Consider the following 24,952-nt stretch of genomic DNA (forward strand, 5'->3'; position numbering starts at 1 on the left):
TGCTCCTTAAAGCTTTTCCACGTTGACAAGAAAGGACTTGAACTCCGGCGTCTGGGTATTGGCGTCACCGACGAACGGCGTGAGGGTATTGGCGATGAAGCCTTTCTTCGCCACGCCCTCGTAGCCCCAGTGGATCGGAATCCCCACGTGGTGCACCGTCTTGCCGTCCACCGTGAGCGGCTTGATGCGCTTGGTCACCACCGCCTTGGCCTTGATGTAGCCTCGCTTGGACGACACTTTGACCATGTCGCCGTGGTTGATACCTTTCTCCTTGGCCAGCGCCTCACCGATTTCCACGAACTGTTCCGGCTGCAAGATGGCGTTGAGCCGCACGTTTTTGGTCCAGTAGTGGAAGTGTTCGGTCAGCCGGTAGGTGGTGGCGGCGTAGGGGAAGGCATCGGCCTTGCCCATGTCGGCCAGATCGCCCTTGAACACGCGCGCCGCCGGATTCGACACCACCTTCGGGTGCAGCGGGTTGGTGCCGATTGGGCTCTCGAACGGTTCGTAGTGCTCAGGGAACGGACCTTCCGCCATCTTGTCGAGCGCGAACAGCCGCCCCAGGCCTTCGGCCTGCATGATGAACGGCGCCATGGCACTGCCCGGCGGCTCGTCGAGCTTATAGTCCGGCACGTCAATGCCGATCCATTTCTCGCCGTTCCACTTGATGAGCTGCCGCGCGGGGTCCCACGGCGTGCCGTCCGGCCGGGCCGAGGCGCGGTTGTACAGGATGCGGCGGTTGGCCGGCCACGCCCAGGCCCAGGCCGGGGTATTGCCAAAGCCGGTATCGGTGTTGTCGCGCCGCGCCATCTGGTTGCCGGCCTGGGTCCAGCTGCCGGTGAAAATCCAGCAGCCGCTCGAGGTGGAGCCGTCCGCCTGCAGCAGGGCAAAGCCGGGCAGCAGTTCGCCCTTCCTGGCCAGGAACTTGCCGGGTTCCTTCGGATCGGGGAGGTCGGCCAGCGCTTTGCCGTTCATTTCCTTGGCCAGCTCTTCCGGCTTGGGCGCCATCGGGTTGGCGTAGGCCCACGCCAGCTTCATGATCGGCTCGGGGTAGGCGCCGCCTTCCTTCGCGTACAGAGCTTTGAGCTTGGCGAAGATGCCGGCCAGTATCTCGACGTCGGCGATCGCCTCACCAGGGGCATCGGCCCCTTTCCAGTGCCATTGCAGCCAACGCCCGGAGTTGATGATGGCACCATCCTCCTCGGCAAAGCAGGTGGTGGGCAGGCGGAACACTTCGGTCTGAATCTGTTCCGTCTTCACGTCGTTCTGCTCGCCGTGGTTCTTCCAGAAGGTGGAGGTGTCGGTCACCAGAGGGTCGATGATCACCAGGAACTTGAGCCGCGACAGCGAGGCCACGATCTTGTTCTTGTTGGGGAACGAGGCCACCGGGTTGAAGCCCTGGCAGATGTAGCCGTTGACCTTGCCCTGGTTCATCATCTCGAAGTACTGCAGCACGTCGTAACCCTTGTCCCACTTGGGCAGCCAGTCGTAGCCCCAGTTGTTGCCGCTGCTGGCGTTGTCGCCCCAGAACGACTTCATCAAGCTAACGAAGAACTTGGGGTAGTTCTGCCAGTAGTTCATCTGCCCGTCGGCCAGCGGCTTGCTGGTGTTCTTGGCCAGATGCGCCGCTAGGTCCGCCTCTTTTTCCGACGGAAGCGTCAGGTAGCCGGGGAGGCTGGTCGAGAGCAGGCCGATATCGGTCAGGCCCTGGATGTTGGAGTGACCACGCAGTGCATTGACGCCGCCACCGGCCATGCCCATGTTGCCGAGCAGCAGCTGCACCATCGCCATGGTGCGGATGTTCTGCGAGCCGATCGAATGCTGGGTCCAGCCCAGGGCGTAGAGGAACGACGTGGTGCGATCCGGCGCGGCGGTGCCGGCCAGGTGCTCGCACACCATCAGGAAGGTTTCCTTGGGCGTGCCGCAGATGCGCTCGACCATCTCCGGCGTATAGCGCGCCACGTGCGCCTTCAGCAGGTTCAGCACGCAGCGCGGGTCCTGCAGCGTATCGTCGCGCCGGGCAAAGCCCTTCTCGTCGAGCTGATAGCTCCAGGTCGCCTTGTCGTACTTGCGCGTGGCCTCGTCGTAGCCGCTGAACAATCCCTCAGAGAACTGGAAGTCCGGGTTCACCAGCAGCGCGGCATTGGTGTAGGCGAGGGTGTACTCCTTGTTGTACTTGCCGGTTTCCAGCAGGTAGCGGATCACGCCAGAGAGGAAGGTGATGTCCGTACCAGTGCGGATCGGCGCGTAGTGGTCGGCCACCGATGCCGTGCGGGTGAAGCGCGGATCGATGACGATCAGCTTCGCCTTGTTGCGGGTCTTGGCTTCGATCACCCAGCGGAAGCCGACCGGGTGAGCCTCGGCGGAATTGCCGCCCATCACCACGATGATATTGGCGTTCTTGATGTCGACCCAGTGATTGGTCATGGCACCGCGACCGAATGTTGGGGCAAGACTTGCCACCGTCGGTCCGTGTCAGACACGCGCTTGGTTGTCGACTGCCAGCATCCCCAGGCTGCGCACGAATTTCTGCGAGAGCCAGCCGGTTTCGTTACTCGAGGCCGAGGCACACAGCATGCCGGTGGTCAGCCAGCGGTTGACCGTGACGCCGTCGACATTCTTCTCGACGAAGTGGGCATCGCGGTCCTGCTTCATATGGCGCGCGATGCGTTCGAACGCTTCTTCCCACGAAATCCGTTTCCATTCCTTGGCGCCGGGCTCGCGCACTTCCGGGTGCTTGAGGCGGTTTTCGCTATGCACGAAGTCGACCAGGCCGGCCCCCTTCGGGCAGAGCGCGCCGCGGTTGACCGGGTGGTCCGGGTCGCCTTCGATATGGAAAATGGTGGATTTGGCGTTCTTGGCGCCGTCGCCTAGGCTGTACATCAGGACGCCGCAGCCAACCGAGCAGTACGGACAGGTATTGCGGGTTTCCGTGGCACGCAGCAGCTTGTAACTTCGGACATCCGCCAGCGCGTTCTGCGGCAACATGCCGAGCATCGCGAGGGTCGAGGTGGCCAATCCTCCCGCGCTCAGCTTGAAGAATTGCCTTCTGGTGACTTGCATAAAGTCTCCCTTAGTGCGTGTACGACAAGGTGGAATAGATGGCTGCCGTTGTCTTGGTCATGCGATGCAACCAAGCGGCCGGCGAATCGTCTTTGCCATCGGGTCATACCAAAATGAAGCGTGAGACCAAGCGGATTCGGTCTGTCGTTTGACTCTTTTTAGTACAAAATGGCCAATCTTGCCCTTGCCAACCCAGGCTTCGGCCAACCTTTCATCGACATGACCGCGTAGAGCCTCCGCAGGCCCCATCGCTCACTACCGTGTGCTGCTTATGCTCTGTTGTAGTATGCAGAAACCATAAAGCCAGCCCCGCATGGCGCCAGCGAGGGGGAAGCGCCGTCGCCTCGGAGAGCGAGACCCATGCCCAAGACCAGCGCCGGCATCCTGCCGTACCGCCAACACGACCAGCACTACGAGGTGCTGCTGGTGCATCCCGGCGGCCCGTTCTGGGCCCACAAGGACCTCGGCAGTTGGTCCATCGCCAAGGGAGAGTACGAGAAAGGGGAGGACCCGCTGCAGGCGGCGCTGCGCGAGTGCGCCGAGGAAACCGGCTATCGGCCGACCGGCGTGTTACTACCGTTGACGCCGCGCCGGCAGCCCAGCGGCAAGGTGATCGACGTCTGGGCCACGGAAGGCGATTGGGATGAGTCAACGCTGGTGTCCAACACTTGCCGGCTGGAATGGCCGAGAGGGTCGGGCCGCTGGCTGGAGGTGCCGGAGGTCGACCGCGCGGCATGGTTCGGCTTCGACGAGGCACTGCAACGCATTTTGCCGGGGCAGCGCGGTTTCATCGAGGAACTGTTCGCCCTGCTGGCCGGGCAGGCGCCGGCTCGGCAGGGCGGCGATCCGGACTGATCAAGCGGCGATTATTCCAGCACCCGGGCGTCGATCTCGGCAGGGGGCGCATTCCCGTTCTTGCGCATCAGCAGCAGGAAGGGCAGGGCCAGCAAGGTGGCCACCATCATGATGCGAAAGTCGGTGAGATAGGCCAGGAAGCTGGCCTGGCGGGTCACTTCGTTGTTGAGCGCGGCAAGGCCGGCCGGGCTGGCCGGGTCGAGCAGGGCCGGCAGACCGGCGCGGATCGCCGGGCTGGCGCTGGTGACGAGTTCGGCCAACCTGGCATGGTAGATGGCGCTATTGCGCGTGAGCAGGGTCTGCATCAGCGAAATGCCGATACTGCTGCCAATATTGCGGAACAAGCTGAAGATCGACGTGCCGTCCGAGCGATAGCGGCGCTCCAGGGTGGAGAACGTCACCGTGGTCAACGGCACCGACACGAAACCCACCCCCATGCCCTGGATGAAACCGGGCCAGACGATCCCGCCTTCGCTCATGTCGAGGGTGTAGCCCGACATCTGCCACAGCGACAGGGCGGTCAGGCTGAAGCCCAGCGCGATCAGCGCGCGCGGATCGACCTTGCTGGTCAGCCGGCCGGCCAGCAGCATTGCCAGCATGGTGCCGATACCGCTTGGCCCGGTCACAAGGCCGGTGGTGACCACCGGATAGCCCATCAAGGTCTGCAGCAAGGGCGGCAGCAAGGCACGGGTAGCGTACAACAGCAGCCCAACCAGGAAGTAAAACCCCAGCCCGGTCACGAAGTTGCGATCTTTCAGCAGGTTGACGTTGAAGAACGACGCCCCCTGCGCGGTCGCCGTGAGCACCACGAAAAAGGTCAGGCTGACCAAGGCGCCCACCGCTTCCAGCACGATTTCGGTGGAGCTGAACCAGTCGAGCTGTTCGCCGCGGTCGAGCAGCATCTGGAACAGGCCGATGGCCAGGCTCAGCGTCAGGAAGCCGTAAAAATCGAAGCCGAGCTTGCGGTCGGTCTCGGTTTCGCGGATATAGGCCTTGATGCCGTAGAACGAGAGCATTCCGACCGGCAGGTTGATGAAAAACACCCAGCGCCACGTCAGGTTGTCGGTCAGCCAGCCCCCGAGCGTCGGCCCCAGGATCGGCCCGATCATCACCCCCATGCCCCACACCGCCATCGCCTGGGCATGTTTTTCCGGCGGGTTGGAATCCAGCATCACCGCCTGCGACAGCGGCACCAGCGCCGCCCCGAACAAGCCTTGCAGCAGCCGCGCCAGCACGATCTGCGCCAGAGATTCAGACAGCCCGCACAACATCGACGCCACCGTGAAACCCACCACCGCGACCAGAAACACCCGCTTGCGACCAAAGCGCCCGGTCAGCCAGCCGGTCAGCGGGGTGGCGATGGCGGCGGCGACGATATACGAGGTCAGCACCCACGAGATCTGGTCCTGCGAGGCCGACAGGTTGCCCGCCATGTGCGGCAGGGCCACGTTAGCGATGGTGCTGTCGAGCGTCTGCATGATGGTCGCCAGCATGATGGCGAGGGTGATGAAACCACGATGCGCCCCGGGATCGGGCGCGGTGGAGTGGGGGCTGGCCTGAGACATGGGTATTCCGGACTAACTGGCGATCGGGGACGGATCGCCTTGAATAACTTTAGTGATAATAACCTATGTCATTATAAGGCCAAATCAGGGGAGGGAATAGGCCGAGACGAACGAAGGTCCCCATGCGAGAGCCCCACACCAGGCACCCGCATCCATGCGAAGCCGGCTCCAGGCGCGTCGCTCCACCCGTCCACGCGGCATGCCGGACGCGTTGGCGCCGGAGCTTTCAGTCCCGTCGGGCAGCTCAGCTTTCCAGCAGCGCCAGCATCTTGCGCAGCAAGGCGTCCAGCTGGTTTTGCTCTTCCGGCGAAAACGACGACCACAGCTGCCGGTACTGTTCGCGCCGTTGCGGCTGCAGCTGTTCGACGAAGGCGACGCCGGCAGCGGTCAGCTGCAAATAGGTCTGGCGCCGGTCGGCCTCGCTCGCCACGCGCTCGACCCAGCCCTTGTCGACCAGTTCGTCGGCAATGCGCGTGCAATGCGTGCGCGAGGTGTTGATGAACACGCTCAGCTCCGACGGCAGCAAGCGGTGCTGCGGGCTGCTGTAGAGCACCACCAGCGACGTCCAGGTGGTGTAGTTGAGCCCGTACTCCTTGAGCCGGGCGTCGAAGAAGTCGCTCAATTCACCACTGACATGCAAGAACAGCCGGGTCAGGATCGCCTCGCGCAGGGGCGCGCCGGGAATCTGGCTGGCAATCGCGGTAATGGCCGACTCGTACGGTTTGAAGCTATCGCTCATGACGCTGGAAAGAATTGGTAAGTCAAACCGGGGATGATACCCGGCCGAGACGCGACCTGCAGCATTACCCATGGTATCGAACGGGTTTCTTGCTTTAAGACAAGCCTTCGGACCAGAAGTCCACCAGGGCGATGAGGCCAGACCATTGAGCGAGCCCAACGGGGCGTACTTCAAATGGCCGTATGCCGCCAACTCATGAGACAGCCAGGTTCTTGCCGGCGCGCAACCGCAGCGGAATAGCTCGTCATAAAAAAACCCCGCCTCTCCGAAGAGAAGCGGGGTAAAGGGGCACACACTCCCACTTGGTCACTACGCAAACACAGCTAACAAATCCTTGTTGTCGATCCGCTTGCCCGAACTCACCAGCACCTCGCGGATCACCCCGTCGCGCTCGGCCTTCACCGCCACTTCCATCTTCATCGCCTCCAGCGTCAAGAGCGTGTCGCCCTTGGCCACCGCCTGGCCCGGCTTGACCGCCACCGTGCTCACCATGCCCGGCATCGGCGCGCCGACGTGGTGCGGGTTGTCCGGGTCGGCCTGCGGGTGGCTGTGCGCCGCCTGCACGCCGTCCTGCGCCACCTTGATCAGGCGCGGCTGGCCGTTGAGCTCGAAGAACAGCTTGCTGTGGCCGTCGCCGGTGTCGGCGCGGCCCAGGAGCTGGATCACCAGCGTCTTGCCGCGTTCCAGCTCGATGCTGACTTCCTCGCCCTCCCGCAGACCGTAGAAGAACGCGGTGCTCGGCACGGCGGAGACGTCGCCGTAGCGCGCCTGGTGCTCGGCGAAGTCGCGGAACACTTTCGGGTACATCAGGTGCGAGGCCAGTTCCGGCTGGCTGAGCGCGCGGCCCACCTGCTGCTCGACCCTGGCCTGCTCGGCGGCGAGGTCCACCGGCTCCATGGTCTCGCCGGGCCGGCCGACCAGCGGCGACAGCCCCTTGAGCACCTTGCGCTGCAGCTCGGCCGGGAAGCCGTGCGCCGGCGTGCCGAGCTCGCCCTTGAACAGGGACACCACCGACTCGGGGAAGTCGATCGCTTTGTTCGGGTCGAGCACGTCTTGCGGGGCGAGGCCGTTGGACACCATGAACAGCGCCATGTCGCCCACCACCTTGGAGGTCGGCGTCACCTTGACGATGTCGCCGAACAGCCGATTCACTTGCGCATAGGCCTCCGCTACTTCGGGCCAGCGCGCCTCGATGCCGAGCGAGCGCGCCTGCTCGCGCAGGTTGGTGACCTGACCGCCGGGCATTTCGTGACGGTACACCGCCGAGGTGCCGGCGCGCATGTCGGCCTCGAACGGGGCGTAGACCTGGCGCACGCCTTCCCAGTAGGTGGAGAGCTGCTGCAGGTTCTTCCGGTCCAGCCCCGGGTCACGCTCGCTGCCGGCCAGCGCCGCGACAATGGAGCCGAGGTTGGGCTGCGAGGTGAGGCCGCTCATCGCGTCCATCGCCGCATCCACGGCGTCGACGCCGGCTTCCACCGCGGCCAGCACGCTGGCGGCGGCGATGCCCGAGGTGTCGTGGGTGTGGAAGTGGAGCGGCAGGCCGGTTTCTTCCTTCAAGGCCTTCACCAGCGCGGTGACGGCGCGCGGCGTACAGATGCCGGCCATGTCCTTGATCGCCAGGATGTGGGCCCCGGCCTGTTCGAGTTCCTTCGCCATCGCCACGTAGTACTTGAGGTCGTAACGCCGGCTCGCGTCGTAAATATCCCCGGTGTAACAGATCGCCGCCTCGCACAGCATCCCGGTGTCGCGCACCGCGTCGATGGCCACGCGCATGTTGTCGACGGCGTTGAGCGAGTCGAACACGCGGAACAGGTCAATGCCGCCCTCGGCCGCCTGGGCGATGAAGTGGCGCACCACGTTGTCCGGGTAGTTGGTGTAGCCGACCGCGTTGGAGGCGCGCAGCAGCATCTGGAACAGCACGTTGGGGATGGCGGACCGCAGCTCGGCCAGACGCTGCCACGGGTCTTCCTTGAGGAAGCGCATCGACACGTCGAAGGTCGCGCCGCCCCAGCATTCGAGCGAGAACAGGCCGGAGGCGAGGCGCGCGTAGTGCGGTGCCACCGCCAGCATGTCGGCGGTTCTCATGCGCGTGGCGAACAGCGACTGGTGCGCGTCGCGCATCGTGGTGTCGGTGATCAGCACCTGCTTTTGCTCGCGCATCCACTGCGCGAAACGCTCGGCGCCGAGGTCGCGCAGACGATCGCGGGTACCCTTCGGCGGCGCCTCACCCAGATGGCAGTCCGGCAGCCGTGCCGGTCCTGGCATCGGGGATGGTGCCGAGCGCCCCTTCATCTCCGCGTTGCCGTTGACGGTGACGTCGCCGAGGAACTCCAGCAGCTTGGTGGCGCGGTCGCGGCGCGGGGTGAACTGGAACAGTTCGGGGGTGCTGTCGATGAAGCGCGTGGTGCACTTCCCCGAGGTGAACAGCGGGTGGGCGATCACGTTCTCGAGGAAGGCCAGGTTGCTCGACACCCCACGGATGCGGAACTCGCGCAGCGCGCGGTCCATGCGCGCGTTGGCCTCGCTGGGGGTGTGGCCCCAGGCGGTGACCTTGACCAGCAAGGAGTCGTAGTAGGGCGTGATCACCGCGCCGGTGTAGGCGGTGCCGCCGTCCAGACGCACGCCGAAGCCGGCGGCGCTGCGGTAGGCGGTGATGCGGCCGTAGTCCGGGGTGAAATTGTTCTCCGGGTCCTCGGTGGTGACGCGGCACTGCAGCGCGTGGCCGAGCAGGCGGATATCCGGCTGCGCCGGCACGAAGCTGTCCGCGTCGCCGATCTTGGCGCCTTCGGTAATGCGGATCTGCGCCTTGACGATGTCGACGCCGGTAATCGCCTCGGTGACGGTGTGCTCGACCTGGATGCGCGGGTTGACCTCGATGAAGTAGAACGCCCCGGTGTCGGCGTCCATCAGGAACTCGACCGTGCCGGCGTGGGTGTAGCCGACCGCGCGCGCCAGCTTCAAGGCCGCCTCGCACAAGTCGGCGCGTTGGGATGCGTTCAAATACGGCGCCGGCGCCCGTTCCACCACCTTCTGGTTGCGGCGCTGCACCGAGCAGTCGCGCTCGAACAGGTGCACGAGGTTGCCATGCGTGTCGCCGAGGATCTGCACCTCGACGTGGTGGGCGCGGCGCACCAGCTTCTCGAGGTAGACCTCGTCGTTGCCGAACGCCGACTTGGCCTCGCGCCGCGCCACCTCCATCGCCCCGGCCAGCTCGCCCTCGTTCTCCACCACGCGCATGCCGCGCCCGCCGCCACCCCAGCTCGCCTTGAGCATCAGCGGGTAACCGACCGCCGCGGCCATGCGCTGGGCTTCGGCCAACTCGTACGGCAACGCCCCGGTCGCCGGCACCACCGGCACCCCGGCTTGCTCAGCGAGGGTACGTGCGGAGACCTTGTTGCCGAGCTGGCGCATCACCTCGGGCTGCGGCCCGATGAAGGCAATGCCCGCCGCGGCGCAGGCCTCGGCGAACTCGGGGTTCTCGGACAGAAAGCCGTAGCCCGGGTGGATGGCATCGACGCCGGCTTCCTTGGCGATGCGGATGATGTCGGAGATGTCGAGGTAGGCGGCGATGGGCTTCTGGCCGGCGCCGACGCGGTAGGCCTCGTCGGCCTTGAAGCGGTGCAGGGCGAGCTTGTCCTCGTCGGCGTAGATGGCGACGGTGCGGATGTTCATCTCGCTGGCGGCGCGCATGACGCGGATGGCGATCTCGCTGCGGTTGGCGATCAGGAGGCTACGGATGGGCTTCATGGTTCACACGGGTCCAAACAAGGCAGTCAATTGAAAGGGCCGGACAGCAAGGTATTACGCACGCGCCGGCGGTTAAGGAATTCAATTCGGCGGTGCGGCGGTCGTCCCGGCCGAGCCGGCCAGACCCAGCCGGGCATGCAGGGCCTCGATGGCATCGATCTGGTTGAGACTGAAGAAGTGCAGGGCGGGCACGCCCTCGGCGACCAGCCGCTCGCATTGCCGGGCGGTGACATCGAGCCCGAAGGCACGCACGGCCGCGGTGTCGTCGGCCAGGCTCTCCATCTTGCGGTAGATCCAGCGCGGCATCTCGATGCCGCGCGCCTCGGCCCGTTGCGCGGTGCTGCGGAAACGGGTCAGCGGCAGCACCCCGGGCACCAGCGGCAGGGTGATGCCGGCGGCGTGGCAGCTGTCGCGCAGATACAGGAAGGCATCGGTATTGAAAAAATACTGGGTGACCGCCGCGTTGGCGCCGGCCTCCTGCTTGACCCGGAGTGCGGCCAGGTCGGCGGCCGGGCTCTTGGCTTGCGGATGGACCTCGGGATAGGCCGCCACCTCGATACGGAAGTCGTCCCCGCTGTGTTCGCGGATAAAGCGCACCAGGTCGCTGGCGTAGGCGAAGTCGCCACGGCTGCCCATGCCGGACGGGGTATCGCCGCGCAGGGCGAACAGGCGCCGCACGCCGAGGCGGCGGTAATGCGCGCACAGCGCCGCCACTTCGGCACGCTCCGCCCCCACGCCCGACAGGTGCGGCGCCACGGTGTGGCCGGCCTCGTGCAGCTGCCCGACCAGGTCCAGCGTCCGTTCACGCGTGCAGCCGCCGGCCCCGTAGGTGACCGAGAAATACTCCGGGCCGAGCGCCGCCAGACGAGGCAGCGCCCGCTCCAGTTGCCGCGCGCTCTGCGGCGAGGTGGGCGGGTAGAGCTCGAGACTGAAGGGTATGGACATGCAACGCTCCTTATCAAAATACGGGGTGTCGTGACGGTGTGGGTCGCCACGGCAGGCGAGGCGACGGCACCCGGCCCAGGCCGGGCGCCGGTTGACACAATCAAGCCACGATATCGCCCCTGGCCTGCAGATCGGCATGGTAGGAAGAACGCACCATCGGCCCGGAAGCCACCTGGCCGAAGCCCAACGCCAGCCCCAGCTCGCGCAGCTCGGCGAATTCAGCCGGCGTGACGAAGCGCTGGACCGGCAGATGGTGACGCGTCGGCTGCAGGTACTGGCCCAGCGTCAGCATCTCGACGTCATGCGCGCGCAGATCGCGCATCACCTGTTCCACTTCCTCCCGCGTCTCGCCCAGCCCCAGCATCAGCCCGGATTTGGTCGGCACGTCGGGAACCGCGTAGTGGAACTCCTGCAGCAGCTTGAGCGAGTGCAGGTAGTCGGCGCCGGGACGTGCCTCGCGGTAGAGCCGGGGCACCGTCTCCAGGTTGTGGTTGAACACGTCGGGCGGCGTCGCCTCCAGGGCGTCCAGCGCGATGCCCAGGCGGCCGCGGAAGTCCGGCACCAGCGTTTCGATCTTGAGCGCGGGGTTGAGCCGGCGCGCCTCGCGGATGCAGGCGGCGATGTGCGCGGCGCCGCCGTCGCGCAGGTCGTCGCGGTCGACCGAGGTGATCACCACGTACTTGAGCCGCATCGCCACGATGGTTTCGGCCAACCTTTGCGGTTCGGCGGCGTCGAGCGGGTTGGGGCGGCCGTGGCCCACGTCGCAGAACGGGCAGCGGCGGGTGCAGATGTCCCCCATGATCATGAAGGTGGCGGTGCCGTGGCTGAAGCATTCGCCGAGGTTGGGGCAGCTCGCTTCCTCGCACACGGTGTGCAGTTTCTGCTCGCGCAGCACCTTTTTCAGTTCGACCACCTCGCGCGAGCCGGGAAAGGCGGCGCGAATCCACGCCGGCTTGCGCTGCATCTGGCCCGGCTCGGTCGCCACCACCTTGACCGGAATGCGCGCCATTTTCTCCGTGGCGGAGAGTTTGGTCCCCGCCGCCAGCGGGGCCTTGTTCGGGACGAGGGCGTTCACGGCTCAGCTCCGGTAGTAGCGTTGCGGCACGAACGGCGTCTTCGCCACCTCCACCGCCACCGGCTTGCCACGCACCATGGCGAACAGCGGCGTGCCCAGTGTGGCGTGCGCGCTGCCGACGTAGCCCATCGCCAGCGGGGCGCCCAGGGTCGGGCCGAAGCCGCCGCTGGTGACCTTGCCAATGGTGTGGCCGTCGGCGTCGACGAGCTCGGCGCCTTCGCGCACCGGCACCTTGTCCTTCACCAGCAGGCCGACGCGCTTGCGCTGGACGCCCTCGGCGATGTGCCGCGCCACCACGGCGGCGCCGGGATAACCGCCGGCGCGTTCGCCGCCGGGACGGCGCGCCTTCGAGATCGCCCACAGCAGGCTGCCTTCGATCGGGCTGGTGCTCGTGTCGATGTCGTGGCCGTACAGGCACAGGCCTGCCTCCAGCCGCAGCGAGTCGCGCGCGCCCAGGCCGATCGCCTGCACTTCCGGCTCGGCCAGCAACAGGCGCGCCAGGGCTTCGGCGTGGTCGGCCGGCACCGAGATCTCGTAGCCGTCTTCGCCGGTGTAACCCGAACGGCTCACGTAGCATTCCACGCCGGCCAGTTCGACCCGGGTGCAGTGCATGAAGGTAAGCTCCGCCACCGCCGGCGCGTGGCGCGCCAGCACGGTGGCCGCGGCCGGGCCCTGCAGCGCCAGCAGGGCCCGGTCGTTCAATTCCACCACCTCGCAGCGGTGGCCGATCTTGCTCTTCAGGTGGGCGATGTCCTGCGCCTTGCAGGCGGCGTTGACCACGACGTAGAGCACACCGCCGCCGAAGTTGGCCACCATCAGGTCGTCGAGAATCCCGCCGTCGTCGTTCGTGAACAGGGCGTAGCGCTGCAGGCCGACCGGCAGGTCGATCACGTCGATCGGCACCAGCGTTTCCAGCGCGGCGGCGGCCTCGGCGCCGATCAGCTTGACCTGGCCCATGTGCGAGACGTCGAACAGCCCGGCGGCGGCACGGGTGTGCTGATGTTCCTTCAGGATGCCGAGCGGATACTGCACCGGCATCTCGTAGCCGGCGAACGGCACCATCTTGGCGCCCAGCTCGACGTGCAACGCGTAGAGCGGGGTGCGGGAAAGCGTTTCAGTGTGGCTCATGCTGAGCTCCTTGATTCTCAAACACGCGGCGGCCTCGCCGCCGCGTGCGGATTTCTTCGTTGGGGCACCGGATGCCGCCAGCCTCGCCGGACGGCATGCTCAGCCAGCGGCGCACAGCGCCGACGTTGGCCGAAGCAGGGTCTCCGGACCCTCCGTTCCGTTACCGGCGGTACACCGGAAAGGCGGCGCACAACTGCGCCACCTGGGCGCGCACCGCGGCGATCACCTCCTCGTCGCCGAGATGGTCGAGCACGTCGCAGATCAGCGTCGCGGTGCGTGCCGATTCGTACTCGGTGAAGCCGCGCGTGGTGATCGCCGGCGAGCCGATGCGGATGCCGCTGGTGACGAACGGGCTTTGCGGGTCGTTCGGCACGGCGTTCTTGTTCACCGTGATGTGCGCCCGGCCCAGCGCCGCGTCGGCGTCCTTGCCGGTGATGCCCTTGTTGATCAGCGACAGCAGGAACAGGTGATCGTCGGTGCCGCCGGACACCACTTCGTAGCCGCGCTCCAGGAATACCGTGACCATGGCGCGGGCGTTGGCGATGACCCGTCGCTGATAGTCTGCGAATTCCGGCAGCAGCGCCTCTCTAAAAGCGACAGCTTTTGCCGCAATTACGTGCATCAGCGGGCCACCCTGGATGCCGGGGAACACCAGCGAGCTGAACTTCTTCTCCAGCTCCGGGTTGCTCTTGCACAGGATCAGGCCGCCGCGCGGGCCGCGCAGGGTCTTGTGGGTGGTGGTGGTGACCACGTCGGCGAACGGCACCGGGTTCGGGTACAGCCCGGCGGCGACCAGGCCGGCGACGTGCGCCATGTCGACGAACAGGTAGGCGCCGACGCTGTCGGCAATCTCGCGGAAGCGGGCAAAATCCAGCACGCGGGCGTAGGCGGAGAAGCCGGCCACGATCATCTTCGGCTTGTGTTCTTCGGCCAACCTTTGCACTTCGTCGTAGTCGATCAGCCCGGTGTCCGGGTTGAGGCCGTACTGCACCGCGTTGTAGAGCTTGCCGGAGAAGTTGACCTTGGCACCGTGGGTGAGGTGGCCGCCGTGCGCCAGGCTCATGCCCAGCACGGTGTCGTGCGGTTCCAAGAGCGCCATGTAGACGGCGGTGTTGGCCTGGCTGCCGGAGTGCGGCTGCACGTTAGCGTAGTCGGCGCCGAACAGCTGCTTGGCGCGGTCGATGGCGAGCTGCTCGACCACGTCGACGTGTTCGCAGCCGCCGTAGTAACGCTTGCCCGGGTAGCCTTCGGCGTACTTGTTGGTGAGCACCGAGCCCTGCGCCTGCATCACGCGCGGACTGGTGTAGTTTTCGGAGGCGATGAGTTCGATGTGGTCTTCCTGGCGCTGGCGTTCCGCCTCCAGCGCGGCCCACAGTTCGTCGTCGAAGCCTTCGATGTGCATGTCTTGGGTATACATCTACATTCTCCTCTGGCGCGGTTGCCGCCAAAGCGGCAACCGTCGGCCGGGCAGGGTCAGTTCGGGTAGTCCGACAGCGGCGGGCAGGAGCACACCAGGTTGCGGTCACCATGGACGTTGTCGACGCGGCTCACCGGCGGCCAATACTTGTTCGGCGCCGAGCGCGCCACACCGTGCGGATACACCGCCTGCTCGCGCGAATAGGCGTGCTCCCATTCGCCCACCAGCTCGGCCGCCGTGTGCGGCGCGTGCTTGAGCGGGTTGTCGTTCGCATCCAGCGTGCCGGCTTCCACCGCGGCGATCTCGCCACGAATCGCGATCATCGCGTCGATGAAGCGATCCAGCTCGGCCTTCGACTCCGACTCGGTCGGCTCGATCATCAGCGTGCCCGCCACCGGGAAGCTCATGGTCGGCGCGTGGAAGCCGAAGTCGATCAGACGCTTGGCCACGTCGTCCACGCTGATGCCGCTGGCGTCCTTCAGGGGGCGCAGGTCGACGATGCACTCGTGCGCCACGCGCCCGTTCGGCCCGGTGTAGAGGATCGGGTAATGCGGCGCGAGGCGGCTGGCGATGTAGTTGGCATTCAGAATCGCCAGTTCGGTAGCGCGCTGCAGCCCTGCCGCCCCCATCAGCGTGATGTAGGTCCAAGTGATCGGCAGGATGCTGGCGCTGCCGAACGGCGCCGCCGACACCGCGCCGCCGCCGGCGAGCCCGCCCTGGCGATGGCCGGGCAGGAACGGCGCCAGATGCGCCTTGACGCCGATCGGGCCGACACCCGGGCCGCCACCGCCGTGCGGAATGCAGAAGGTCTTGTGCAGGTTCAGGTGCGACACGTCGCCACCAAAGCTGCCCGGCTGGGCGAGGCCCACCAGCGCGTTCATGTTGGCGCCGTCGATGTAGACCTGGCCGCCGTGCGCGTGCACCACGTCGCAAATCTCGCGCACGCGCTCTTCGAACACGCCGTGGGTGGACGGGTAGGTGATCATGATCGCGGCCAGCTCATGGCTGTGCTGCACCGCCTTCGCCTTCAGATCCTCGACGTCGACGTTGCCGGCGGCGTCGCACTTGATCACCACCACCTGCATGCCGACCATCTGCGCCGAGGCCGGGTTGGTGCCATGCGCCGAGGAGGGGATCAGGCACACGGTGCGCTGCCCCTCGCCACGGCTGGCGTGATAGGCGCGAATCGCCAACAAGCCCGCGTATTCGCCCTGCGAACCGGCATTCGGCTGCAGCGACACCGCGTCGTAGCCGGTCACCGCGCACAGCATCGCCTCCAGCTCCTGCGTCAGCGCACGATAGCCCTCGGCCTGCTCGGCCGGCGCAAACGGGTGCAGCCTGGCGAACTCGGGCCAGGTGATCGGCAGCATCTCACTGGTGGCGTTGAGCTTCATGGTGCAACTGCCCAGCGGGATCATGGTGCGATCCAGCGCCAGGTCCTTGTCGGCCAGCGCGCGCAGGTAGCGCAGCATCTGCGTTTCCGAGTGATGGCTGTTGAACACCGGGTGGGTGAGGAAGGCGCTGCCGCGCTGGAGTTGCCCCGGCAGCGCATCCGGCGTGACCGCCTCCAGTGCGGCAAAATCCGGCACCGGCTTACCCTGGGCAAAGATCGCCCACAGCGTCGTCACGTCCTCGGCCGTGGTGGTCTCGTCCAGCGCGATACCGAGGCGCTGCGCGTCGATGGCGCGCAGGTTGATCGAGTAGGAGCGGGCGCCGGCATGCAGCGCAGCGGTCTGCGCGCCGCTGTCGACGGTCAGCGTGTCGAAGCAGTACTCGGTCGGCACGCTGTAGCCGAGCTGGCGCAAGCCGGCCGCCAGGGTCACGGTCAGCCGGTGCACGCGCCGGGCGATGGTACTCAGCCCCTGCGGGCCGTGGTAGGCCGCGTACAGCCCGGCGATGTTGGCCAGCAGCACCTGCGCGGTGCAGATGTTGCTGGTGGCCTTCTCGCGGCGGATATGCTGTTCGCGCGTCTGCATCGCCAGGCGCAGGGCAGGGCGGCCGTGCGCGTCGACCGACACCCCGACCAGGCGGCCCGGCATGCTGCGCTTGAAGGCGTCGCGGGTCGCCAGGTAGCCGGCGTGCGGGCCGCCGAAGCCGAGCGGCACGCCAAAACGCTGCGTGGTGCCGATCGCCACGTCGGCGCCGAACTCGCCCGGCGGGGTCAGCAGCGTCAGCGCCAGCAAGTCGGCGGCCACCACCGCCAGAGCGCCCTTGGCATGCGCCGCGTCGATCACGCCCTGGTAGTCGTGGATATCGCCGAACGTGCCCGGGTACTGCAGCAGCACGCCAAAGCAGTCGACACCGGCCAGATCGCGGCGCGGGTCGCCCACCACCACCTCGATGCCGATCGGCTCGGCGCGGGTGCGGAGGATGTCGACCGTCTGCGGATGGCAGTCGGCCGCCACGAAAAACACCGGGCTCTTCGATTTGGCCAGGCGCTGGCAGAAGGTCATCGCCTCGGCCGCCGCCGTGCCTTCATCCAGCATCGATGCGTTGGCGATCTCCATGCCGGTGAGGTCGGCGATCATGGTCTGGAAGTTGAGCAGCGCCTCCAGGCGGCCCTGCGAAATCTCCGGCTGGTACGGGGTGTAGGCGGTGTACCAGGCCGGGTTCTCCAGCACGTTGCGCTGGATCACCGGCGGGGTATGGGTGTCGTGGTAGCCCATGCCGATGAACGACTTGAACACCTTGTTGCGGCTGGCGATATCGGCCAGCTTCTGCAACGCCTCGGCTTCGGTGCAGCCCGCACCGAGGGCCAGCGGCTGGTGACGGCGGATCGCCGCCGGCACCACTTGCCGGATGAACTCGTCCAGCGAGCCGACCTTCAGTTCGGCCAACATCTCGGCCTGTTCGCCGGCATCCGGGCCGATGTGGCGGCGCACGAACAGCTCGCGCTGCGTGAGGGAATCAAACGTAGCCATGACCAATCCCCTTATGCGCCGATGTAGGCGTGGTAGCCGGCGGCATCCATCAGCCCGCCCAGTTGCTCCGGGTTGTCGATACGCATGCGGAAGAACCAGCCCGCGCTCTCCGCCGCCTCGTTCACCAGGCTCGGCTCGTCGGCCAGCGCGTCGTTGACGGACACGACGGTGCCATCCACCGGAATCTTGATCTCGCCGGCGGCCTTGACCGATTCGATGGTGGCTGCTTCCTCGCCCTGGGCGAAACGGTCGCCCTCACGGGGCAGCGCCACGTAAACCAGGTCGCCCAGCAAGTTCTGGGCGTAGTCGGTGACGCCAACGGTGGCGCTACCGTCCGCCTCAAGGCGCAGCCATTCGTGGGATTCGGTGTATTTGATGTCGCTCATTGCTCTCTCCTGACAGGGTTGCGTGAAGTGAAACGGGCCAACGCAAGCCTGGAGTACAACGGCGAAAGCAGGGGACGATCGGGGGATCGGCATCCGGACTTTAGCGGGGCATTCCAGGCGGCGTGAGCCTGATGCCCCCTCTGTCCATTTGCCTGAGAGATTACGGACCCGGACGGGAACGCTTTTCCTTCGGCGAGGCCTCGTGGGCCTACTCTCCAGAGAGCTAGTCGATGCGGCAGTCCTTTTGCCTGAGAGTTTCTGGGGCGATTCCCCTTCGGCGCCGCCACATGGCGGTCTCTCCTGTCACATCCCGATAGCTTGATGCCCAATCTAGAGGAGGGCTTCCGGGACTGTCAACAGCAAAACACCCGCGCCACCGAGGCCCGATACATGGCACCCGTCGCGCACCGCCGCCGATAGCTGGCTCAAACCCAGACCAGACGGGCCTCTCGGCATCAAAGGTCCGGCCCGATACTTCGGTATTGGGCGAAGTACATATCTGAACATTGCTATTCAACACTCGCCCCGCAACAGCGGACATGGAGACGCACGACCGTTCTCGAGGGTGGCGACACTCACCGTCTGCCCAGATAAAGACCAGCGTGAAGACGAGCCGGGCATGAAGTTTCAGCGGCCCATGCATCACGTCAGGTGTGGACAACCCCGAACACCGGGACGGCCTCGTCGCCGTTCGAAAAATTGACACGCTCGTGGAACGGAAAACCGGTGGTGCAGTCTACTCATTCGTCTGTCGAGAGAGCACCCTCGACTCAACTGGAAGGAACTCGATGGCCAAACCACCACGCACCAACCCGGTAGCCAAATTCGCACAACGTCTGCAGCGCTGTGCCACCTTTACAGACCGAAAGAAGCGAGCCAGGCAAGGCTATGCCAAGCATAAGAAACAGGCGGGAAGTTTTACTCTCCCGCCTTTTTTATTGACCTGGAATCTGGCGTCAGCCACGAGTCCAAAGTCCGATTCCACACGATTCCTGCCCGGCTTGTAATGCCTCGCCTTGCCAACATGGGCAAGGGGCGTTCCATCAAGCCAAGACTTCAGATGTCAGCTATCAGGCCAGGCTGTAGAGCGCCTGAAAACCAACGCGACAAATCACTGCTCTTCACATGATGTCGCCGATACCGCCTTCTTCAAACTTTCGTACAAATCTGGAAATTGCGTCTTGAGAAGACCAATGACCTCCATGTCCTCACGGTTGATGACGGCAAGGTCAACTTGCTCGATATGTACCAGGCGGAACAGTTCCCGCACCGGGCGCGACATGTTTCGGCCCGACTCGTAGCGCGACCCTCCAGATTGAGTGACGCCGATCAGGCTCCAAAATTGCACCTGGTTCAGCCCTCGCTTCAGACGAACTTCGCGAGGATGAGGTAGGGCTTTGTGCGATGTCATCAGTGGGCTCCTGTTTGTGGGTGCCGCAATGATAAATGGGGAGTGAGCAGTCTCACCTCAAGCAAATTGCAAATATTTGTTAACAAATATGCCATTTATTTAATAACACTCTCCGCAAACACCGTTTCTCGATCGTCCACGCGCTACCAAACAAACCGGCCGGCAGCGGCCTCAAGCAAGCTAGCTGGGTGTAACAATGCGGTCTCTACGACAGACCATCCTGGCAACAGGATGAATCAAAAAGCGACAAGACGACGTGTACGACATGGCGGCGGCAAATAGGGCGCAGTCGCCAGGGAAAATACCGGGAGAGCCGCTATCCGACAGCGCCGCCCGATACGGAGGGGGCACGGCTCCTGCCGGGTTTGGCGTGAGGGGCCGAACCTTTGGATGCTCCCCCTGAGGACGGGCCGTTCAATAAGCGGACTCAGTCGATGGCACGGGCGGGATGAAATTCTCCACCCACTCCTGGAAGGCTTCGGCCGGCATCGGCTTGGCGATGAAGTAGCCCTGAGCGTAGTCGCATCCCAGTCGGGACAGTTGCTCCCAGTGCTCCAGGGTTTCAATACCTTCGGCCACGGTTTTGCGGCCCAGATCACGCACGAGATCGATGGTGGAGCGCACGATCATCGCCGAGTCTTTGCTGCGGGTCATGTTCGCCACGAATGACTGGTCGATCTTGATATAGTCCACCGGCAACTTCTGCAAATAGTTCAATGAAGAATACCCGGTGCCAAAATCGTCGATATAGAGCGGAATGCCCCCAGCGTGCAGGCTATGCAGAATACCGAGCGCCAATTCGGGATCTTCCATGACGGAACTCTCGGTGATTTCCACCTCCAGCCAGCCAGGTCCAATCCCACGGGCAGCCTGCCACAGGCGGATCTTGTCCAACAGACTCTCATCATGCAGACTGCGTGCCGACAGGTTGACGGCAATGGGAACGGCGCAGCCTCGGGCATGCCAGCTTTGCAACAAATCAAGCGTGGCACCAATGACCCACTCCGTCAGCGGGCGAATCAGGCCGGTATGCTCAGCCAAACCAATGAACATGGCGGGTGCCAGCAGGCCAAGCCGCGAATGGTGCCAACGCACCAGCGCTTCAGCGCCACTGACTCTGCCGGTAGCAAACTCGACCTTGGGCTGCAGGTATACGCGCAGCTCTCCTCCTTCGATAGCCCGCCGCAACTCGCCCATCATGACCAGACGGTCAGCCTGAGCATGGGCCTCTCCAGGGTCGAACACCACGTGGCTCAGGCCACGCTTCTTGGCCTGATTGACGGCCTTGTCCATGCGGCGCAGCAGATCGTGTGCCGTTGTGCCATGTTCTGGAAACAGGGCAATGCCGGTCTTCGCGCTAACGTCCAAAGCAATGTCCGCCACAGGAAAAGCGCGCGCCAACTCAAGTTCCACGGCTTCGACGGCAGTCAATGCCGCCTGGGCGTCGCTGCCGGGCAGGAGCACCGCGAATTCGTCGCCACGTATCCGTGCCACGAGGGCGGTGGCAGGCACGCAGCCCTGTAGTCGAAAACCGAAATCACACAGGATCTGGTCGCCGTAGACAAAGCCCAATGCATCATTGATCTCGCTGAGCCGCTCAATATTGAGTTGCAGCGTGGCAAGCGGTTGCGCCGCTTGTATGCTGGTTCTGAGGGCGGCGGAAAGCGCCTCCTCGAACTGCAGCGCATTGGGCAGCCCGGTCAGCGGATCGTGCCGCATCAAGTGATGCATGGCCGCCTGGGTGCGCTTCTGCTCAACATGGTTCCGCAAAGTGGCAATGCCAAACGCCAGATCTTCGCTCGACTCGGTGAGCAGCGCGATTTCGTCAGCACCAAAGGAGTCTGCCTCGGCATCGTAGATGGTCAAGGCGCCGATCACCCTGTTTCCCACGCGCAGAGGGCAGGCCAGTCCTGCCGTCGTGCCGTTTAATAGATCGCCCGGCCACCGGCTATGTGGATCGCTCCCCATATCGCGCACCAATTGCACTTTACCTGTGCGCATCGCCATAGGAGACACGCTCTGGCCACGTTCATCGCCAGCTCCGCCGAGACGCAATTGCGCCAGTGCCGCGAGGCCGCCGGGGTAACCCGCTTCGGCCATCGGCCGCAACCGCGTGTGGTCCTCCTTGTCGCCATACCAGACCACCGCCATGTCATAGCCACCATCGACGACAATGGCGTGGCACATGGCATCGAGCAAGGTCCGCTCCTCATCGGCCCGCAGCATGGCGTGATTGCCCGCGCTGAGCGTCCGGAGGGCTCGCGTGACATGCTCAAGCTCGTGCACCCGTTGTTCCAACTCGACATTCAGCGTCCGGATTCTTTCTTCGGCCAACTTGCGCTCCGTGATGTCCGTTCCTAGCACGTAATAGCCGACAATCAGGCCGCCTGCATCGTACTTGGGCAGGTAGCGAATGGTCTGCCACACCTCGGGGAAAGGCTGCCAGTCGTAGCCCTGCGCCTCACCCTTGAGAACCTTGCCGATGAGGGGCTCGGCGATGGCATAGCGCGCTTCCCCGAGAATCGCTTTAACTTCACATCCGGTGATATCAGTCATCCCGGGAGCAAAGCGCTCCCGGTATTGGTCGTTGACATAGACATAGCGCTGCTGTGCATCCACATAGGCGATCAGGGCAGGTACCGAGCTGATGACATTGCGCAAGTGATCCTGGCTGTCATGCCACTGAGCGGTACGCTCCCGCACATGCGACTCCAGCAGGATATTTTGCTCACGGATAATCTGCTCGGCATGGCGTTCGGCCGAGACGTCCCGGAAGACCAGAACAACGCCATGCAATGCCCCCTCCGCATTCCGGATAGGTGCCGCACTGTCGGCAATCGGACACTCGCTGCCATCTCGTGCGATCAGCGAGGTGTGCTTGGCCAGCGCCTGGGTTTTCCCCGTTGCCAGTACTGCAGCAACCGGATCCGCGGCTGGCTCATGGGTCTCTTCGTTGATGATGCGAAACACATCCTCCACCGGTCTGCCCACGGCGAACGAGGCCGGCCAACCGGTCAGCTGCTCGGCCACCAGGTTCATCCGGCTAATGCGACCATCGATATCCGTGGCCAGGACGGCATCGCCGATCGAATCCAGCGTCGTACTCAGACTCTCCTCGCTGTCAGCCAGGGCACGCTGGCTCGTTGCCGTCGCATGCCATTGCCGGCGTATCAACACATAGGTGGAAGCAAGCAGGAAAACGAGCAACGCCCCAACCAATGAGCTGGCTACCACCAGCGTTTGGCGCGCATGCGCATAAGCGGACTCTCGCTGCCTCAGCAATTGCCGCTCTTCCCGGTCCATGTCGTCAAGCAGGCGGTAGGTGAGCACCCGGGTTTGCCGTAACGGCGCTTTGGCCACGAAGGCGTCGGCGGCCGCCTTGCCTTGCGTCTTGAGCAGGAGCTCAACCTGCCTCGCAATGGCCAGCCGTTGATTGAGCACTTTCCGCAAGGCTACCCAGCGCTGCCTCTGACGCGGGTTGTCGGTGGTCAGCCCCCGGATTTGCCCGAGCGCGTTTTCTCGGGCTGCGATGGCATCGTCACGTTCGGCGAGATTCGCGACATCGCCATAGAGACGGAACGACTGTGTGGTTAATTCGATCTGCAGCGAATAACCCCGAGTGAGGGCAAGCTGCTTGAGCAACTCATGGGTGTGGGTGACCCATTGAACCGAGCGGGTGGCATCATCGGCGACCTTCCAAATAGTCAGAGAGAGTGCGATAACGACCAATACGGCAGTGGAGAGTGCCGCGAGCAGCTTGGATTCAAAGCTGGACCGCAGAGATAGCGTCACGGAGCACCTCCTTTCTATGTGGAGTTTTCAACGCTGCTTGCGCCAGATGCCAATCCAATTCCAATTGGCACGCCATTACAGTGCAGTATGGTCGCCCACACGACGTGCCCCCAAACGATTTGTCATGAACGATTCACTCGCCATGAGAGCATTCAATAAAAACATGGCACCACAATACTTTATCTCTGGCCTGCACAAACAGAAAACGGCGGCGAGTTCAGTTCATGCCATCAGCAAGCAAAAACCGATTGACTGTTTCCATTGTTACCGGCCTTGTCTTAACGCGTCGGCATACGGGACGTGTTCATTAGAACAACTTGGGTGAAAAGAAAGCAATAAAGAGAAGGAGGGTTATGCACCTGGCACAGGCTCGACCAGATCCGGGTCGTCATGACGCGGGTTGCCGACGCGGGTCGATACCGGCCACATACGCAAGCGCTCGCTGGGGCAGGGCGTGAGGAGGGTGTGAAGAAACGGGGTCGGCGCTTCGGGGTTCAGCCAGTCGCGGTAATGCTCGGGCGGAAGGATGCAGGCGAGGCGGTCATGAATGGGCCGGACCAGATCATTGGCCGGCCCAACAATGATGGTGCAGCTCTCGAGTGTCTCGCCGGAGGCCGGATCGGCCCAGCGCTCCCACAGCCCGGTAAACCCCAGCCCATCTCCCTCGGTGTCGGTAATGAACCAGGGCTGCTTCTGTTTGCCGCCGACGTCCTGCCACTCGTACAAGCCGCTGGCCGGGATGATGCAGCGCCGATGCTTGAAAGCGTCACGGAACGCCGGTTTCTCCGCCACGGTCTCGACCCGGGCGTTGATGGTGCTGTACCCGATCTTGCGATCCTTGGCCCAGAAGGGAATCAGCCCCCAGTGCGCCTCGGTCACCTCAAAGCCACCATCCACCGCCAGCCGCACGATCGGGATGTTCTGCGTAGGGGCGATGTTGTAGCGGGGAGGGAAATTGAAGTCCAGCCCGAGCTGCTGCCCGAGCCGGCGAAACGGGGTGTAGATAGCGAAGCGGCCGCACATGCTAGAGAGCCTAGCACAGCATTGAGGAACAAGGCCGATATTAGACAGCAGTGTCTAATATTCTGTCTAAAACCCACCAAAGCAAACGGGCCTTGCAGCGCTGCAAGGCCCGTGAATAGATATTGGTGCCGGAGAGAGGAGTCGAACCCCCGACCTTCTGATTACAAGTCAGCTGCTCTACCAACTGAGCTACACCGGCGAGCTGTGAATTTTGATGAAAATCGTCACTTTTGGCAAGCCCACCCCAACGTTTTATTTTCTACGTTTATGGGTAAGAGGCTTTTTCTTTACTGTTTTCAACGGCTTCTTGTGAATTGTCCGGGCTTTACTGTTTGACTTTGCCTTGCCATGCAAAGTGGCAGGAGCCTTCTTTACATGCTTCGTGCGCACAGGTTTGCGCGCAACCAGACGCGCCTTCTTGCCTTCCTTTACATGGTGCTTTCCGGCTTGGCGGTAAGTCGTCGTATGGCGCTTGAGCACGTCCGTCTTATGCCGCCTCTTGAGCGACGCTCTTGGCTTGTGCAACGGCTTGCGATGGCGAGTGGCCTGTTTTTTGCTGGTAGCCTCTGCGTGCGCTACAGCCGGCGCAGCACTGCTCCGAGGCTTCTCCTGACGTGGCGATGGTGCAACCGGGGCCGGCGCCCTCGATTGTTTGGCAGGCTGGGCGGGTTGGAAATCCCCCGGCAACGGGGCATCCTCTAGCTCAGCCTGTGCGGGCAGGGAGGTCAGGAAAAAACTGCTTGCCAAAAACAGCAAAGCAAGATGTTTATATTTCATGCGCTCATTACTTTTATGCCGAATGCAAGTCCGTCACACACCTACCGCGCGGATTGTGCAGTAAATAATAAATTTTTATATTACCATGCGGCTGCTTGTACAACGAGTGGC

At 64.1% G+C, this 24,952-nt stretch carries 15 protein-coding genes, 1 tRNA gene and 1 riboswitch; of the genes, 1 reads left to right on the top strand and 15 read right to left on the bottom strand.

The features are described from left to right. Window positions 1-6: 6 nt before the first annotated feature. Entirely contained in the window at window positions 7-3,060 is a 3,054-nt protein-coding gene (gene fdnG, locus NH8B_RS10660) for a formate dehydrogenase-N subunit alpha (RefSeq protein WP_014087297.1), read from the bottom strand. A gap of 360 nt (window positions 3,061-3,420) precedes the next feature. Between fdnG and NH8B_RS10670 the strand changes: the two genes are divergently transcribed. Then, a complete protein-coding gene (locus NH8B_RS10670; RefSeq protein WP_014087298.1) occupies window positions 3,421-3,915 on the top strand; it encodes an NUDIX domain-containing protein in 495 nt (164 codons plus the stop codon). A gap of 11 nt (window positions 3,916-3,926) precedes the next feature. Here NH8B_RS10670 and NH8B_RS10675 read toward each other — a convergent pair whose 3' ends face one another. The 14 genes from NH8B_RS10675 to NH8B_RS20930 all read right to left on the bottom strand — a co-directional run bounded on the left by NH8B_RS10675 (window position 3,927) and on the right by NH8B_RS20930 (window position 24,841). Beyond that, on the bottom strand, window positions 3,927-5,480 hold the full coding sequence (locus NH8B_RS10675; RefSeq protein ID WP_014087299.1) for a DHA2 family efflux MFS transporter permease subunit: 1,554 nt from the start codon (window positions 5,478-5,480) through the stop codon (window positions 3,927-3,929). Window positions 5,481-5,724: 244 nt separating this feature from the next. Further along, the gene (locus tag NH8B_RS10680) at window positions 5,725-6,219 is read right to left on the bottom strand and encodes a MarR family transcriptional regulator (protein WP_014087300.1); all 495 of its coding nucleotides are present in this window, start codon (window positions 6,217-6,219) and stop codon (window positions 5,725-5,727) included. Between the two features lie 309 nt (window positions 6,220-6,528). Then, a complete protein-coding gene (locus NH8B_RS10685; protein WP_014087301.1) occupies window positions 6,529-9,966 on the bottom strand; it encodes a pyruvate carboxylase in 3,438 nt (1,145 codons plus the stop codon). Window positions 9,967-10,047: 81 nt separating this feature from the next. Beyond that, window positions 10,048-10,911 carry a methylenetetrahydrofolate reductase gene (locus NH8B_RS10690; protein ID WP_014087302.1) on the bottom strand — a complete coding sequence of 288 codons (864 nt, stop codon included), beginning with the start codon at window positions 10,909-10,911 and terminating at the stop codon, window positions 10,048-10,050. Window positions 10,912-11,011: 100 nt separating this feature from the next. Beyond that, complete coding sequence (lipA, locus tag NH8B_RS10695) at window positions 11,012-11,986, bottom strand: lipoyl synthase (protein WP_014087303.1); 975 nt, start codon at window positions 11,984-11,986, stop codon at window positions 11,012-11,014. Window positions 11,987-11,989: 3 nt separating this feature from the next. Beyond that, entirely contained in the window at window positions 11,990-13,114 is a 1,125-nt protein-coding gene (gene gcvT / locus NH8B_RS10700; RefSeq protein ID WP_014087304.1) for a glycine cleavage system aminomethyltransferase GcvT, read from the bottom strand. A 160-nt stretch (window positions 13,115-13,274) separates the two neighbouring features. Continuing rightward, entirely contained in the window at window positions 13,275-14,531 is a 1,257-nt protein-coding gene (gene glyA / locus NH8B_RS10705) for a serine hydroxymethyltransferase (protein ID WP_014087305.1), read from the bottom strand. Between the two features lie 56 nt (window positions 14,532-14,587). After that, window positions 14,588-17,452: an aminomethyl-transferring glycine dehydrogenase gene (gcvP, locus tag NH8B_RS10710; protein ID WP_014087306.1), complete on the bottom strand. Its 2,865-nt coding sequence runs from the start codon at window positions 17,450-17,452 to the stop codon at window positions 14,588-14,590. Between the two features lie 11 nt (window positions 17,453-17,463). Continuing rightward, on the bottom strand, window positions 17,464-17,838 hold the full coding sequence (gene gcvH / locus NH8B_RS10715; protein WP_014087307.1) for a glycine cleavage system protein GcvH: 375 nt from the start codon (window positions 17,836-17,838) through the stop codon (window positions 17,464-17,466). A 226-nt stretch (window positions 17,839-18,064) separates the two neighbouring features. Further along, window positions 18,065-18,151: riboswitch (glycine riboswitch) on the bottom strand. A 798-nt stretch (window positions 18,152-18,949) separates the two neighbouring features. Beyond that, window positions 18,950-19,249: a helix-turn-helix domain-containing protein gene (locus tag NH8B_RS10725; RefSeq protein WP_014087308.1), complete on the bottom strand. Its 300-nt coding sequence runs from the start codon at window positions 19,247-19,249 to the stop codon at window positions 18,950-18,952. Between the two features lie 414 nt (window positions 19,250-19,663). Next, on the bottom strand, window positions 19,664-23,041 hold the full coding sequence (locus NH8B_RS10730) for an EAL domain-containing protein (RefSeq protein ID WP_014087309.1): 3,378 nt from the start codon (window positions 23,039-23,041) through the stop codon (window positions 19,664-19,666). Between the two features lie 351 nt (window positions 23,042-23,392). After that, window positions 23,393-24,064: an SOS response-associated peptidase gene (locus NH8B_RS10735; protein WP_014087310.1), complete on the bottom strand. Its 672-nt coding sequence runs from the start codon at window positions 24,062-24,064 to the stop codon at window positions 23,393-23,395. 123 nt (window positions 24,065-24,187) lie between these two features. Continuing rightward, window positions 24,188-24,263: transfer RNA gene (locus NH8B_RS10740), tRNA-Thr, on the bottom strand. Window positions 24,264-24,316: 53 nt separating this feature from the next. Continuing rightward, window positions 24,317-24,841 carry a hypothetical protein gene (locus NH8B_RS20930; RefSeq protein WP_014087311.1) on the bottom strand — a complete coding sequence of 175 codons (525 nt, stop codon included), beginning with the start codon at window positions 24,839-24,841 and terminating at the stop codon, window positions 24,317-24,319. Window positions 24,842-24,952: the final 111 nt, after the last annotated feature.

Source organism: Pseudogulbenkiania sp. NH8B (assembly GCF_000283535.1).
Lineage (GTDB): Bacteria > Pseudomonadota > Gammaproteobacteria > Burkholderiales > Chromobacteriaceae > Pseudogulbenkiania > Pseudogulbenkiania ferrooxidans.